Raw genomic sequence first — 15,792 nt, 5'->3', positions numbered from 1 at the left:
TGTCGAAGGCTGACTTTTATTCCTTCCAGATCGCTCCAACACCAGCTGCCCAAAACTTCTGATTCATAGTCGGGATGTCTTTCTCCAGCAACTCCTTTGCCCGAGTGTGCAATGCATTCCATTCTTTGGTAAGCTCATCCAATCTGTCTAATGAAGGTTTGTTAACACGCGGAATATCGCTCTCTGTTTGGTTAATCATAAACAAGTAGTTGGCTGTAAACTTGTTGGGAAAGTTCTCCACATCATCGTACGCCTTTGATTTGCGTTGCACCATATCGTCATCCCACGCCTTCAATTTTTCTATCAATGCTCTCCCTTCACTTTTTAGTGCATTGAATTTCTCATCAGCAGGAAGGGATGATACCAATTGATTTAGTTGATTTTGTTTTTCAAAAAGGGTATTTACCAGATTGTGCATGGTGAAAACTTCTTTTTCCATTTTGCTCATTAAAACATGGTATTCCTGATAGGTGGCGGCATCTGTTGGATATAATGGATTCGGAAGAATCTGAAAGTCGACCGTAGATGTTTGACCTCCTGCATTTAGTGTAGCTGAATATTTTCCAGGAATGGCTTTGTGGCCACGGAAGCTGCTTTCAATGTAAACACCATGCGCACCCGGCATAGTAGGATAACGCATATTCCAAACAAAGCGGTTAAGTCCTTTCGCCTTTGTCATGACCGGCTCTGGCGAGGGACCACCATCATAACTTTTAAACGTTGAATCTTTAACAGAAGTATACGAACGAACCAGATTGCCTTGCGCATCCTTTATTTCCAACGAGATATGCTCACCCGCTTTCATCTCAGGAAGATTATAATACAACACCACACCGGTTGAAGGATTAACACCATAATACGGATGTGTTCCGTCAAATTCCGGATCGTTTCGATCCAACTGACTTGAGCCATTCACCAAAACAGCATCAGCAGGTTTAAACAAGGCAAATGCGTTTGTTTCGTTCTTGAACTGCCGTAACAGACTTAAATCGTCAAGAATCCAAAATGATCTTCCTGATGTTGCCGCAATCAAATTACCCTGATGAACTTTCAAATCGGTAATGGGTGTAATCGGTAAATTAAGTTGGAAGGGATGCCAATCTGCGCCACCATTCCATGAAATAAACACACCTAATTCCGTACCGGCAAAAAGTAATCCTTTACGCACATCATCTTCACGTACTACGCGTGTGAATGCATTGTTGGGAATTCCCTTCGAAATGTTCGTCCAGGTTTTTCCATAATCTGTTGTTTTATAAAGACCAGGTGTATGGTCGTTAAACTTGTAGCGCGTAGTGGCGATGTAAGCCGTTGCCGGATCATGGGGAGAAACATCAATGGCGTTGATCAAACATTCTTTTAATCCGATTGGCGTAACATTTTTCCAGCTAGCACCTCCATCGCGCGTCAGGTGAACTAAACCATCATCGCTGCCTGTCCAGATCACACCCTTCTCATGAGGTGACTCGATCACATAACTTAATGTACCATAATTTTCAGCACCAACCGCTTCGTTTGTATAAGGTCCACCCATTTTTCCTTGCTTCTCTTTTTCGTTACGGGTTAAATCAGGTGAAACTTCCGACCAGGTTTTACCCATGTCGGTTGTCTTCAACAATACTTGTGCTCCGTGGTAATACGTGTTCGGTTCATGCTTTGACCAGATGATGGGTGCATTCCAGTTGTAGCGATACTTCATATCTTTTGAATCGCGACCTAAATATTGAATGGGTGCAGCCATGATGTTGGTACCGGCTTTGGCCTTCGTATCCAACACTTCAATAGTACCTAAGTAACTACCTCCCAACACATAGCGCGGATCATCCGGATTGAATGCCAGGAAGGCGCTTTCTCCTCCAGCCGAGGCTGTCCAGCTTTCGCGGGAAATACCACTGCTGCCCAACTCACGGCTGGCTATGGCTACCGAAGAGTTGTCTTGTTGGCCAGCATAAATGCGATAAGGAAATGCGTTATCCACATTGATGCGATACAACTGTGCCGTTGGCATGGTACTTTGAAACGACCATGTTTTAGCATAATTGAAACTAACCGTGGCTCCACCATCATCTGCCATCACCATATTTTTTGGATTGTTGGGATTAATCCATAAATCGTGATAATCACCATGAACACCTGGCAGATCCTCCCACGTTATGCCACCATCCAATGAGCGAAGTGAAGGAGCACTAAGCACATAAACAGTAAGTTCATCTTTAGGATCAATGTATAACTCAATATAATACCACGCGCGTTGTATTAATCGGTGATCATTCGTTACCCTTCTCCAGTTTTTTCCGGCATTATCGGATACGAACAAACCGCCTAGTTCACGATCAGAATCGCTTTCTATTAATGCATACACTTTTTCTGAATTCGACCGACTTACTGCAATGGACATCTTCCCCAATTCTTTCGGAAGACCTTCATGAATTTTTGACCAAGTTTCACCACCATCAACGGATTTATACAAACCACTTCCAGGACCTCCGCTGATTACTTTCCATGGCTTCCGACCATGTTCCCACATGGCCGCATACAATACCTGCGGATTATTAAAATCGATGGAAAGTTCAGCAGAACCGGTTTTATCATCTACATACAAAACTTTTTTCCATGATTTACCACCATCGGTAGTCTTATAAATTCCGCGTTCTGTGGAAGAACTGTACAACGCCCCTTGCGCTGCTACCCACACGATGTCGGGATTTTTTGGATGGATGACCACACGCGCAATGTGCTGTGTAGCTTCCAACCCAAGTTTGATCCAGGTTTTACCTGCATCATGCGATTTATACATGCCATCGCCATGATGCGTCATCACACCCCGAATGGCGTGCTCGCCCATACCTACGTACACGATGTTCGGATCACTTTCAGAAACGGCTATCGCTCCCACCGAGCCGGTTTTCATGTATCCATCTGAAATATTTTTCCAGGTAGTTCCGGCATCATCCGTTTTCCAAACGCCTCCACCGGTAGTACCCATGTAATAGGTTGCCGGATCACCCACAACACCGCTAACCGCATTGGAACGGCCTCCACGAAATGGACCGATGCTTCGCCATTTCATGGCTTTGAAGTATTCGTTAAAGTCTGTTGAAGGTGCTACCGGAGCAGGCTGTGATTTTGTGCGCTGCGCTTCTGTTGAAAAACAGAAAACAATAAGCACTAAGAATAATGTTGCAAACTTTCTCATGATTTAGGTTTTGTGCCATTCAAGATAAGCACTTTCAATAACCTAAACCATGAACTTTGATAAGTGGAATAAATTATTTTAAAAACTTTACGACACGGCCTGAATCTCACCTACCGGTTGCGCATCATGAACTTAAATTAACACTATTTCAAAACACCCAACTCCTTACCTACTTCGGTAAACGCTGCAATGGCTTTGTCAAGGTGGTGCTTTTCGTGAGCTGCAGAAAGCTGTACGCGAATACGGGCCTTTCCTTTTGGTACTACCGGAAAGAAGAAACCGATTACATAGATGCCCTTCTCCAATAATTTTTCAGCAAACTTTTGCGCCAGTGGCGCTTCATACAACATGATTGGAACGATTGGGTGTTCACCTGGTTTTATATCGAAACCGGCTTTTGTCATTTCACTGCGGAAATATGTTGTGTTTTGCTCAAGCCTATCACGCAATGCCGTTGTTTCCGAAAGCATGTTAAACACTTCAATGGAAGCACCTACAATAGAAGGAGCCAGCGTATTGGAAAATAAATACGGACGCGAACGCTGACGCAGCATTTCTATAATTTCCTTCTTACCTGAAGTAAAGCCACCGGAAGCTCCACCTAAGGCTTTGCCCAACGTTCCGGTAATGATATCCACCCGATCCATCACCCCACAATATTCGGGAACACCTCGGCCAGTTTTGCCCAAAAAACCAGTCGAATGACATTCATCGGTCATCACCAATGCTTCATACTTATCGGCCAGATCACAAATTTTATCCAGTTGAGCAATCGTGCCATCCATTGAAAAGGCACCATCGGTTACAATGAGTATTTGTTTTGCGCCCGCAGCCTTTGCATCCTGAAGTTGCTTTTCCAGATCGGCCATGTCGTTGTGCTTGTAGCGATAGCGCATGGCTTTACACAAGCGAACACCATCAATAATGGAAGCATGGTTCAGTTCATCAGAAATGATCGCATCTTCAGCGCCCAGCAACGGTTCAAACACACCACCGTTTGCATCAAAAGCCGCAGCGTATAAAATGGTATCTTCCATGTGCAGGAATTCCGAAATCTTACGCTCCAGTTCTTTGTGAATATCCTGCGTGCCGCAAATAAATCGCACGGAAGACATGCCAAAACCATGCGTATCGATAGCACGTTTGGCTGCTTCTATTACCCGCGGATGCGAAGAAAGTCCGAGGTAATTGTTGGCACAGAAGTTAATGACTTCTTTGCCACCCTCAATTTTTATATCTGCCCCTTGCGGAGAGATGATGATGCGCTCTTTCTTAAACAATCCAGCTTCTTTAATAGAAGCCAATTCCTTTTCTAGTACGGGTTTTAATTTCTTGTACATAACTGAATTAATTGTCAGCCTGAGCCTGTCGAAGGCTGACGTTAGCTAACATGCCAGGTTTCGACAGGCTCAACCTGACATTAGTTGTGAGGTCGCAAAGTTAATCGCTTCCCCGAAAACTGGGCCTAACAACCGATAGGAAAAAAGTAAAATTCTGTAACTTTCGGCCCCAATCACTACCATGAAGAAGCACAAGATTTTAATTATAGGCGCAGGCGGACAATTAGGCTCTGAACTTACACAAGGACTTTGGAACCTGTACGGAAAAGAAAATGTAATTGCCACGGATATAAAAGACCCTCAGGGTATTCTCACCCAGGGAAATTTTGAAATCCTGGATGTGTTGAAGCAAAAACCACTGTTTGATTTCATTAAGAAAAATGAAATCACGCAGGTATATCACCTCGCTGCTGTGCTTTCAGCTACAGGTGAAAAGAACCCGAAATTTGCCTGGCATTTAAATATGGATGGATTGGTTCACGTGTTGGATGCGGCTGTAGAATATAAACTCGACCGCGTGTATTGGCCCAGCTCCATTGCAGCCTTTGGCCCTACAACACCCAAAAAGAATACACCACAGGACACGATCATGGATCCTACTACGATTTACGGCATCAGTAAATTTGCCGGTGAACGTTGGTGCGATTGGTACTTCAGAAACAAAGGCGTAGATGTTCGCAGTTTGCGTTACCCCGGACTGATTGGCTACAAAACAAAACCCGGTGGTGGAACAACGGATTATGCGGTTGATATTTATTTCAAGGCTTTGACAGATAAAACGTTTGAGTGCTTCTTAAAAGAAGATACCTACCTGCCCATGATGTACATGGATGATGCGGTTAAAGCCACGCTTGATTTGATGGAAGCTCCAGCCGAAAAAGTTAAAATCCGATCCAGCTACAACATTTCTTCTATGAGCTTCTCGCCAAAAGAGATTGCAGCCGAAATAAAAAAACACATTCCTGAATTTACGATTAGCTACAACCCTGATTTTCGCCAGGCTATTGCCGACAGCTGGCCTCAATCCATTGATGATTCAGCAGCACGTAAAGATTGGGGTTGGCAACATCAGTTTGGATTGGCTGAAATGACGGAAGAGATTTTAACAAAACTTCCTGAGCTGTTGGCCCAGGAAGCTTAATAAAACCAACTATCTTTTACGATTAATTAATTACGTACCAGCAAGCGCTCAGTATGCTTAAAGCCTTGTGCATAATAGGTTACCAGGTATATACCGGGCTTCAATTGTGTTGAAAACTCAACCTCAACCTCAATACCGGATACAATCGTTTCGGCCACTACCGTTCCGGTTAAGTCACTCACCTGAATTTTTGCGTGATTCAATGGTTCAAAGTTCAACTGGGTTGTTATTCTTCTTCCATCAGAAGGATTCGGATAAATGTTCAGTTGCTTATCCGCTTTTATTTGAGCAAAAACAATATTGAAGTATTCAAACGATCCATCTAAATCAACTGCCTTAAGGCGGTAATAGTTTGAACCGCTGATCGGGTTTACATCAGTAAAGCTATATTGTTGCAGACTCTCGGTATTATAACCTGCACCTGCTTGGGTTCCGATTGCTGCAAAGTCGCTTCCGTTGGTTGAGCGCTCAATTTCAAAATAATCGAAATCCTGCTCCATTGATGTTGCCCAAATCAGTTCAACCTTGTTGTTATCCTTAACCTCAAGTTGAAAATAAACCAACGTTACCGGCATGGGGCTGTTAGGTTGAGACGCAACCCATGTAAAGAAATCCGGGTTAGTATCCTCCATGGTTTGTTGATCGCCCATGTTTGCAGTTACTGATCCTCCACCACCGGTTGAGGTTGCTGTTCCATTCACATATAAACCGTATGGGTTTGTTGTGTTATTATTCTGAATGTTACTACCGCCACCAGAATATGTAATATCGCCATGTACATATGCTTGCCCACCGTTGTTAACTCGTATAAAAGTTCCTCCTCCTCCACTATCGGTTACATCACCAAATACGGCAAGCCTTCCGTTTCGATTAATGGTCACATCACCACTGCCTTGTTGAATGAGGTTTTGATATATTATCATGTCCGCATATGGAGGTGGAGCTACAGCGGTTCCAATCGTTAAATAAGTTGAACTTACTACGGTTACGCTTCCTTCCACAACTACCTTTCCTCCCGGATGTACACGCAGGTTTGCATTGAGTTGAGCATTACCAGAAATGATAAGCGTACCATACACATTTACAGTGGCACCACCGCTTATGACCAGGTTGCCGGTAGCCGTTACGGTTCCGTTAATATTGGTTGTTCCGTTAGAGGCCGTAAAGTTTCCGGTTACGTTCAAATTGCCATTTATATTGGCTGTACCATTTGAAATAGTAAAGTTGGCATTTGCGGTAATAGTAGCGCCCGAGGCAACATTAAAACCAGATCCACCAAAAGAGGCTGCACTGGCAATGGTCATGTTATGGTTAACATTGATAGTACCTGAAGTGTACGACAAAGAAGGTGTGGCTCCACCCCCGCCTGATGTATTGTTCCAATTTGCAGCGGTAGTCCATGCACCGCTGGCAACAGACGTATAGTTTTGGCTATATGAAACCTGTACAGCTAACAGAAGCAGGACCGTCCAGCCGATATTTTTAGCACTAATTTTATTCAACATATTTTTCATTTCTGTGGGATTGTTTGGAATGGGAAGTCCGAAAACAATGCCACGGAAACAGGCTGAAATGAACTAGTGTGGTTTGAGGGTTATTTAGAATATTATTCTATCAATATTGATTATTGCAGAATAATAATTCGAATTAATTAATACGTATCAACAAAGCTTTCCCAATATTCTGAGAATAATTCCAATATTGGGATATGGTGAGTGTCTAATTCACAATGAATTTTCGAATCTCGGTTAGCTCTCGGGACGTGAATTTGAGCATATACATACCGGGTCTAAGTGCGTTCAATGCAATGTGATTGCTCGGACCTATACCCGTCATGTTCATCACCTCAACACCCTGACTATTCAAAATGGCCAGTCGTGATCCTTCAGAAGGATTGAAGTTCAGGTCGACATTAATAAAATCATCAGTTGTGGGATTCGGGTAAACCTTCACCCTACGTGCACCAGAGAAAACCTGGGCGATCGGTCCGAAGTATTCATAGGAGCCATCCAGATCAACTGCCTTTAAACGGTAGTAGTTGGTACCCACAACCGGGTTGTTGTGTTCATACAAATATTCCTTATACGTGTCGGTATCGTAACCAGCCCCAGGCAACATGGCCAGGTCAGAAAAATTGTTTCCGTCATTTGAATGCTGAATCAGGAAGTAATCAAATCCCTCTTCTTTTGAGGTTGCCCAGACTAATTGAACAGCGTTAAGAGAAATTTTCGAAATAAAGTATAACAATTCAATTGGTAAGAGAACTTGGCCTCCGTTGTTAATGAATTCATAAACATCAGGTAGATCATTTAAAAGATCAGAGCCTGTATTCTTCTGATCTGCTGGTGGTACCCAGTTATCTCCATTTGGCAAATCAAAACTGCCGGCATAAATATTCCCCCCTCCTGTATAGCTTCCTTGATTATTTGCTCCTGTCTTTTCAAAGGTTCCAGTAACGACAATATTACCACCAGAACTGACTTCCATTTGATTACCCAGAGTAAGATCACCAAAAACAATTAGTAATCCACCACTGGCTATTACAAGATTCATCGACTTGTTAGCCATTGTGAAATCCCCGAAAATAACAAGGGTATCTGTTACAGTAAAAGAATACGCATCTTTGTTATTGGCAAATGTAACATTAGTGGGTGCGGCCGGAGCAGGGCTGCCCAAAGTAATATAACCTTGAATATTAAAATTAACATTTGTACTTCCAATATTGGTAAATGCCGGGGCTGAGTTATCTACCCAAGAGTTATTGACAGTCCATGAACCTGTGTAATTGTTTTTGGAGGTTTCCTGAGCTAAAAGGAAAAAAGGAAAAGAAGTGCAAAAAACAATAAGTAAAAATCGTCTGATAATTATAAAACTTCTTTTTGCAGCATTTTGCTGATCAATTGTATTCAATCTCTTAGGTAATTTCATAAGCTCAAATGCCTCAAAAATAGGACTTTCTCCTATTTATGTGACAATAATGGCTCCAATCTTTCTCGTGTACGATTCATGTACAATAAGGCCTGTTTGACTTTTTATTGTGGTGGAATGGTGTGTAAAATTGCCAAATTTGGACAATTAATTACCAATTTGGGATGTAATGAGTAACCTTAAAAAGCTCGCAGGCGATACCATAATTTACGGAGCAAGCAGTATTCTTGGCCGGTTACTCAACTACCTGTTGGTACCCTATTACACCTATGTTTTTGCCACTGGCGAATACGGTGTAGTAACCGAAATCTATGCGTATGCCGCGTTTTTCAATGTTTTATACACCTACGGACTGGAAACCGCCTATTTCCGTTTTGCTACCCTGAACAAGGAAGAAGAGCCCCACATTTTTAACCTCACCACCAGTTGCATTCTCTTCTCCAGCTTGCTTTTGTCGGGTGCGCTTATGCTGTTAGCCACGCCTATTGTTACCTACCTGCAATATCCAGGCAAGGAAAATTTCATAATCTGGTTTGCTTTTATTCTGGCCATTGATGCTATACTGGCCATTCCGTTTGCCAAACTTCGGCTGGAAGGAAAATCCAAACAGTTTGCTATTGCCAAATTCGCCAACATTGGGTTGAACATCGGGTTCAATCTTTTCTTTCTAAGCCTTTGTCCGGCCATTTCACGGGGCGATGTATTTGCTTTCCTTAAACCGTACATCCATACATTCTATGATGCGTCACTTGGCGTGGATTACGTGTTTCTCTCCAACCTGTTGGCCAATGCCGCGCTGATCTTCTTTTTGTGGAGCGTATTGCGGAAACTGAAAATCACATTTCAATGGGATAAACTCAAACCTTTGCTGGTGTACGCCTACCCTATTCTGTTTGCTGGTTTGGCGTGGGTTACCAATGAAATGCTTTCGCGTACAACTCTACGCCATTGGTTACCCACTGATTTTTATCCAGGTTATACGAGTGAAGAAGTGGTCGGGATTTTTGGAGCTGTTTATAAATTCTCCGTATTCATGACGCTGGCCGTTCAAGCTTTTCGGTATGCTGCCGAGCCCTTTTTCTTTTCGCGTGCAGCTGATAAAAACTCACCCGAATTGTTCAGCAGAGTTTCGCATGGTTTCATTCTGTTTGGTTGTATCATTTTGTTAGCCGTAAGCATCAACCTAGATGTGCTGGAACACATCCTCAGGCGACCGGAATACCGAACCGGTATGCATGTTGTGCCCATACTATTATTGGCTAATCTTTTTCTCGGCATCTATTACAACGTATCCATATGGTATAAGCTTACCGATAAAACACACTTCAGTACGTGGATTGCCGGAGGTGGAGCGTTGCTCACTATTGTGTTAAACTACATACTCATACCCATAGCGGGCTACGAAGGCAGCAGTTGGGTTACGCTCATCGTTTATTTTTTAATGGCCGCTGTTTGTTATGCTTTGGGGCAACGGCATTATCCGATTCCATACCCAGTGCTGAAAGACCTCACCTACATTGCCGTAACCATTTTGCTTATTTACGTTTCGACCTTGATCTCTACCGGCAGTTTTTGGTTAAACATGCTCCTGCGTTTTGTACTGATCGTAGTATTCTGCGGAAGCATTTACCTGCTTGAACGAAAGCAGTTTTTGCCCGGAAAGGCCTGATTTTTGTCCTGTTAAATAACGATGCGGGCAGTCATCACGAATACGCGGTCGCTGCCGAAAAATGATTAATTTTACAGGCTGATTTTTATCCAATTTATACGTGATCTTCCGAAAACTTCATATCGCGCTTACCCTTCTGTTTTTAGTGACAACATTTGCCGCTGTTGCGCAAAAGAAAAAGAAGGCAGACCCGGGAACACCCGGAAGTTTAAAGGCACGGGAAGCTGAATTTTATTTCACGGAAGGCGAGAAATATTTCATCCTGGAAGATTTTGCCAAAGCCCTGGTGTATTATCAAAAAGCATTGGACATCCTTCCGGAAAATGGAACCCTGCATTACAAAGTTGCCGAAGTACTTTCCATGGGGAGCAAGGAGGATGACATGATCCGCGCATCCCTGAGCATTGAACAGGCCTTGAAGTACGAGCGCAAAAACAAATTTTTTTATTTGTTGGGTGCTTCCATCTACTCCAACCTCTCGCGATACGATCGTGCTGCACAGTTATACGAAACCATGCTGGCCGAAGTGCCCGGCACGGAAGAATACCTGTATGAGCTTGCCGCCATGTATCAATATGCCGGTAAACCGGCTGAGGCGATCAACGTGTACAATCGGGCAGAAAAGTTTTTTGGTGTGAATGAAACCTCATCTACCCAAAAGCAACGCATTTTCTGGGAGATGAATAAAATGGAGGAGGCCATTGAAGAGGGTGAAAAACTGGTGAACACCTTTCCGGACGAAGAGCGATATGCCGTTGGCTTTGCCGAATTTCTTTCGCAGAATAAAGAGATGGAAAAGGCGGTAGCCGTTCTGGAAAAATTTATTCGCGAAAACGCATCCGCGCCTAATGCTTCCATGTTATTGGCTGGTGTTTATCGCGACCTGAACCAGGAAGAAAAAGCTCGACAACTTTTACTGAGCATTTTCGATAACCCCGAAGTGGAGTTTAACAGTAAACTTATTGTGTTGAGCACATACAATGCGGAACTCAATCAGGCCAAAGCAAAGCAAACATCAGACACCAATAAAGAAAACTTTGCTATCGAATTGTTCACCAGGCTTGTGTCACAATTTCCCAACGAAGTTAACACCCACATCCTGGGTGGCGATCTGTATTTATCCTTATCCAAAAACACGGAGGCTGAACGTCACTACCTAAAAGCCATTGAATTGGGTGAAGTGAATTTTGAGGTTTGGCAAAACCTGCTTTACCTGCAGATACAACGCGAAGCCTTTGATGCGGTAATTGACAACTCTGAAAAAGCACTTGAATATTATCCCAACCAAAGTATGTTGTACTACTTCAATGGCACAGCACATCTTCGGCAAAAGCGCTACAAAGCTGCGAGCGCTTCGCTTGAGCAGGGCAAGAAGCTGGCCGCTTCAAACCCGGGCATGACCAGCGAGTTAAACGCCATGCTGGGCGAAGCGTACAACGGCACACGCGAATATGAAAAATCGGACAAAGCCTTTGATGAGGCACTCTCATTTAATCCAAACAATGCGATTGTTCTGAACAACTACAGTTATTATCTGGCGTTGCGTAAAGCATCGCTCGATAAGGCAGAAAAAATGGCAACATTGTTAATCAAAAATAATCCTGATAACGCCACGTTTCTGGACACCTACGCGTGGGTACTCTACACAAGGGAAAAATATCGGGAGGCCAGAAAAATTATGGAGCGTGCCATTGCTACCGGAAATGCCAATGCCACGCACATTGAACATTATGGTGATATCCTTTTTAAATTGAATGAGGTTGATCTTGCTGTGGAGCAATGGGAGAAAGCCAAGGGCATGCTGAATGCCAGTAATGAAAACCTGAACAAGAAAATTGCGAACCGGAAAATCTATGAATAAGCACCTTTGGCTTTTGCTCGGTATTGTTTGCTTCGTGCTGGCTGCGTGCAGCAAGAAGACAACGCCTACCACCGAACGAACTACTCCCAAATCATCATTGGCCATTGAAGAAATCGACTTTGAATACTTCCAGGGCAGAGCCCGGATGTTGTTGAAAGATGGCACCAAAGAACGCGATGTGAAGGCGGTTATTCGCGTACGCAAAGACAGTGTTATATGGATGAACTTCACGGTAATTGGGGTGCAAGGTGGTCGCGCACTGATTAATAAAGATTCCATTACCATCATCAGCAATGTAGATAAAGAGTATTACGTGTTCGACTACAAAGAACTTTCGCAGCGCTTCAACTTTGAAATTAACTACAACGTAATCCAATCTGCATTCTTAGGAAATACATTGATGCCCAGAAAAGAATCTGATGAGGTGGAGGAAAAGAGTCTTACCTTTCTGTTAAAGCAATCTTCCGGCACGGTTGACGTTATGAACTACATCAGCGCCAATACGATGAAGATTCAGAAAGTGGAGTTGAAGGAAAGTGATACACACAACTCTCTGACTATTAACTATGGCAATTTTCAGCCCGTTGGCGGAAAGAATTTTCCGTACAATGCCACCATCTCCTTGTTGTACAAAACAGCAGCCGGATTATTGAATACCTCCATTATATTTGAATACAATAAAGCCGAAGTAGGCGATAAGGAATTGAAATTCCCGTTCAATATCCCTAAAAAATATGACCGCAGGTAAGACAATACTTCTACTCGTTATACTTGCACTCGCCTCTCTTTCTGCCTCTGCGCAGAAAACAAAGGCTCAACTTCAAAAAGAAAAGCAACAGAATCTTGAGAAGATCAAAGAAGTTGAAAAAATTCTGGGGGAAACCACCGCACGCAAAAAGAATTCACTGGGTGAGCTGGCTGCCGTGAATCAACGCATTCGCGTTCAGGAAAACCTGATTCAATCCATCAAATCCGAAATTTCACTCCTGGATAAGGACATCAGTGAAAACAACGGGATTATTAAAGCCCTCGAAGATGATTTGGAGAAATTGAAAAAAGAATATGCGGCCATGTTATTTGCCGCACAAAAAGCCAACAATGGTGCCACCCGACTCACCTTTCTGTTTTCTGCTCAATCATTCGATCAACTGGCTATGCGCCTTCGCTACATGCAGCAGTATGCCGAACGAAGAAAATTACAAGTTGCGGCCATTACCAGTGTTCAGGCAGAGCTTGGGCACCAGGTAAAAGAAATTGAAGTGAAACGTTCGGAGAAAAATACCTTGTTAGATCAGGAAGTTGCTGAAAACAACAGTTTGGTGAACCTGAAGAAAAAACAAAACGACCTGGTGAGAACATTAGCAAAACAGGAAAAATCTCTTCGAAAGGATTTGGAAGACACGAAAAAAGCACTGGCTACACTCGATAAAAAAATCAACGAAATCATAAAAGAAGAAATGGAGCGGGCCGCGCGTGAAGCAAAGGCTAAAACCAGTACCAGCACTGCCGCGGTTGCTCTGTCCAGTTCATTTGAGGGTAACAAATCAAAATTTCCGTGGCCGGCATCTGGGTTCGTTTCCCAGCGGTTTGGTAAACAAAATCACCCGGTTATCAAAAGTGTCATTATTCAGAATGACGGCATCAACATCCAAACCAAAGAAAACGAAAAAGTGAAGAGCATTTTTGAAGGCGAAGTGCGATCCGTTTCCTTTTTTCAGATTCTGGGATACGCTATTATCATCGGCCATGGTGAGTACTTTACCGTGTATTCCGGCTTGAAGGAGGTGTACGTGAAAAAGGGCCAAAAAGTGAGCACCAACCAGGAAATCGGGCAGGTGCTTTCCAATGCCGATGGGATCTCGGAATTACGCTTTCAATTGCGCAAAAACACCACGGCACTCGATCCGCAGGCCTGGTTGAGGAATTGATTCTGAGGCTGTTAACCGCTTATCCCCTTTATTTTTTTGATTCAGATACTAAGTTCTATCTTTACCGGACAATTACATTAAAAACATGAATTCAATTTTTTTGCTTGGAATGCCGGGTGGGATGGAATGGGTACTCATTGCACTTGCCGTTTTGATTTTCTTTGGAGCGAAAAAAATTCCTGAATTCGCACGCGGTGTTGGCCGTGGCATACGGGAATTCAAAGACGCTGTGAAGGATGTGAAAAAGGAAGTGGATGAGGCCGGAAAGGAAGTTCCGAAAAAAATAGAAGACTGATATTGAATGCTTACGCAACACTCCGCGAAATACAACATGATCTCTTCCGCGGCACCATCACTTGCGAAGATTTAGTCAGGCACCACCTCTCCGTTATTAAACACCACGAACACCTCAATGCTTTTTTGAGTGTGTATGAAACCGATGCGCTCGCATCTGCTTCAGCCATTGATCAGAAAATTTCCAAAGGAACAGCTGGGAAACTGGCCGGCCTTGTTGTTGGGCTAAAAGATGTACTTGCCTACAAGGATCATCCCCTTCAGGCCAGCAGTAAAATGCTGGATGGTTTTCATTCGGTATATAATGCCACGGCCGTTCAACGCTTGTTGGATGAAGATGCCATCATCATCGGGCGGCAAAATTGCGATGAATTTGGCATGGGGTCGTCCAATGAAAACTCGGCCTTTGGTACCGTGAAAAATGGCACCAACCCGGATCGTGTGCCCGGTGGATCTTCAGGCGGTTCGGCTGTTGCTGTTCAGATGGGCATGTGCCGCATCTCGCTTGGATCAGATACAGGCGGATCGGTTCGGCAGCCGGCAGCATTTTGTGGCGTTATCGGACTTAAACCAACCTACTCGCGCATTTCGCGATACGGATTAATCGCCTACGCCTCATCATTTGATTGCATTGGAATACTGGGTACATCTACCGAAGATGTGGCACGCGTGTTGGAAGTGATTGCTGGTGCTGATGCATACGACAGCACTGTTTCAACTCTACCCGTTCCAAAATTTTCAGATGACCTACAATCAGCTTCAGAAAAAAAATACCGCATTGCGTACATCCGCGAAACAATAGAATCGGATGGGTTGCAGCCGGAAATAAAAGAAGCGCTGCAGCATAAACTCAAGCGACTAAAACAGGAAGGACATACCCTTGAAGCAATCGACTTTCCTTTATTAGAATACAGTTTGCCCACCTACTACATTCTGGCCACTGCCGAAGCAAGTTCAAACCTTTCGCGTTACGATGGGGTTCGGTATGGCCACCGAAGCGCCAACACCACCAACCTGGATTCACTGTACAAGAAATCACGTACCGAAGCGCTTGGCAAAGAAGTACAGCGAAGAATTTTACTCGGAACCTTTGTGTTAAGCGCCAGCTATTACGATGCCTATTACACGCGTGCACAAAAAGTACGGCAATTGATCCGGCAGCGCATGCTTGAAATTTTCAAGCAACACGATTTCATTTTGTTGCCCACTGCCCCAACAACCGCCTTTGCATTGGGAGCAAAAACCACCGACCCGCTGCAAATGTACCTGGCCGACCTCTACTCCGTGGTGGCTAATGTTTCGGGCATTCCGGGTATTTCCGTACCTTGCGGTAAGGATAATATGGGTTTACCCATTGGTTTGCAGGTTTTGGCCGAAGATTTTCAGGAATCGGCCTTATTAAAGTTTTCCGACCTGCTGTTGAAACTGGATTGAT

11 protein-coding genes are annotated in these 15,792 nt (G+C 43.7%); 7 read left to right on the top strand and 4 right to left on the bottom strand.

Annotated features, from left to right (window positions below):
• Positions 1-16: 16 nt before the first annotated feature.
• Positions 17-3,196, bottom strand: a complete 3,180-nt coding sequence (locus QY309_00870; protein WKZ60041.1) for a glycosyl hydrolase — start codon at positions 3,194-3,196, stop codon at positions 17-19.
• Between the two features lie 143 nt (positions 3,197-3,339).
• Positions 3,340-4,536, bottom strand: coding sequence for a glycine C-acetyltransferase (gene kbl / locus QY309_00865; GenBank protein WKZ60040.1), 1,197 nt, complete (start codon positions 4,534-4,536; stop codon positions 3,340-3,342).
• A gap of 181 nt (positions 4,537-4,717) precedes the next feature.
• Between kbl and QY309_00860 the strand changes: the two genes are divergently transcribed.
• Positions 4,718-5,677 (top strand): NAD-dependent epimerase/dehydratase family protein, encoded by a 960-nt coding sequence (locus QY309_00860; GenBank protein WKZ60039.1) that lies wholly within the window; start codon positions 4,718-4,720, stop codon positions 5,675-5,677.
• Positions 5,678-5,703: 26 nt separating this feature from the next.
• Here QY309_00860 and QY309_00855 read toward each other — a convergent pair whose 3' ends face one another.
• Together QY309_00855 and QY309_00850 are read right to left on the bottom strand one after the other, a co-directional pair.
• A complete protein-coding gene (locus QY309_00855; GenBank protein ID WKZ60038.1) occupies positions 5,704-7,191 on the bottom strand; it encodes a T9SS type A sorting domain-containing protein in 1,488 nt (495 codons plus the stop codon).
• A 205-nt stretch (positions 7,192-7,396) separates the two neighbouring features.
• A complete protein-coding gene (locus tag QY309_00850) occupies positions 7,397-8,230 on the bottom strand; it encodes a T9SS type A sorting domain-containing protein (protein WKZ60037.1) in 834 nt (277 codons plus the stop codon).
• A gap of 544 nt (positions 8,231-8,774) precedes the next feature.
• Here QY309_00850 and QY309_00845 point away from each other — a divergent pair.
• The 6 genes from QY309_00845 to gatA all read left to right on the top strand — a co-directional run bounded on the left by QY309_00845 (position 8,775) and on the right by gatA (position 15,791).
• Positions 8,775-10,274 carry a polysaccharide biosynthesis C-terminal domain-containing protein gene (locus QY309_00845; GenBank protein WKZ60036.1) on the top strand — a complete coding sequence of 500 codons (1,500 nt, stop codon included), beginning with the start codon at positions 8,775-8,777 and terminating at the stop codon, positions 10,272-10,274.
• Between the two features lie 100 nt (positions 10,275-10,374).
• On the top strand, positions 10,375-12,135 hold the full coding sequence (locus QY309_00840; GenBank protein WKZ60035.1) for a tetratricopeptide repeat protein: 1,761 nt from the start codon (positions 10,375-10,377) through the stop codon (positions 12,133-12,135).
• Entirely contained in the window at positions 12,128-12,883 is a 756-nt protein-coding gene (locus QY309_00835; GenBank protein WKZ60034.1) for a DUF4292 domain-containing protein, read from the top strand. The genes QY309_00840 and QY309_00835 overlap by 8 nt, the downstream gene beginning before the upstream one ends.
• On the top strand, positions 12,870-14,063 hold the full coding sequence (locus tag QY309_00830) for a peptidoglycan DD-metalloendopeptidase family protein (GenBank protein WKZ60033.1): 1,194 nt from the start codon (positions 12,870-12,872) through the stop codon (positions 14,061-14,063). The genes QY309_00835 and QY309_00830 overlap by 14 nt, the downstream gene beginning before the upstream one ends.
• An 85-nt stretch (positions 14,064-14,148) precedes the next feature.
• Complete coding sequence (locus QY309_00825) at positions 14,149-14,358, top strand: twin-arginine translocase TatA/TatE family subunit (GenBank protein ID WKZ60032.1); 210 nt, start codon at positions 14,149-14,151, stop codon at positions 14,356-14,358.
• A 2-nt stretch (positions 14,359-14,360) separates the two neighbouring features.
• Complete coding sequence (gene gatA, locus QY309_00820) at positions 14,361-15,791, top strand: Asp-tRNA(Asn)/Glu-tRNA(Gln) amidotransferase subunit GatA (protein ID WKZ60031.1); 1,431 nt, start codon at positions 14,361-14,363, stop codon at positions 15,789-15,791.
• Position 15,792 lies beyond the last annotated feature (1 nt).

Source organism: Cyclobacteriaceae bacterium, assembly GCA_030584025.1.
Taxonomy (GTDB): Bacteria; Bacteroidota; Bacteroidia; order Cytophagales; family Cyclobacteriaceae; genus UBA2336.
The sequence above is the reverse complement of the archived record's forward strand: the minus strand, read 5'-3'. Positions and strand labels throughout refer to the sequence as shown.

Bases quoted from the DNA above. Each gene is read 5' to 3' on its own strand.
- QY309_00870 (WKZ60041.1), bottom strand. From the start codon at position 3,196: ATGAGAAAGTTTGCAACATTATTCTTAGTGCTTATTGTTTTCTGTTTT.
- kbl (WKZ60040.1), bottom strand. From the start codon at position 4,536: ATGTACAAGAAATTAAAACCCGTACTAGAAAAGGAATTGGCTTCTATT.
- QY309_00860 (WKZ60039.1), top strand. From the start codon at position 4,718: ATGAAGAAGCACAAGATTTTAATTATAGGCGCAGGCGGACAATTAGGC.
- QY309_00855 (WKZ60038.1), bottom strand. From the start codon at position 7,191: ATGAAAAATATGTTGAATAAAATTAGTGCTAAAAATATCGGCTGGACG.
- QY309_00850 (WKZ60037.1), bottom strand. From the start codon at position 8,230: ATGAATCTTGTAATAGCCAGTGGTGGATTACTAATTGTTTTTGGTGAT.
- QY309_00845 (WKZ60036.1), top strand. From the start codon at position 8,775: ATGAGTAACCTTAAAAAGCTCGCAGGCGATACCATAATTTACGGAGCA.
- QY309_00835 (WKZ60034.1), top strand. From the start codon at position 12,128: ATGAATAAGCACCTTTGGCTTTTGCTCGGTATTGTTTGCTTCGTGCTG.
- QY309_00830 (WKZ60033.1), top strand. From the start codon at position 12,870: ATGACCGCAGGTAAGACAATACTTCTACTCGTTATACTTGCACTCGCC.
- QY309_00825 (WKZ60032.1), top strand. From the start codon at position 14,149: ATGAATTCAATTTTTTTGCTTGGAATGCCGGGTGGGATGGAATGGGTA.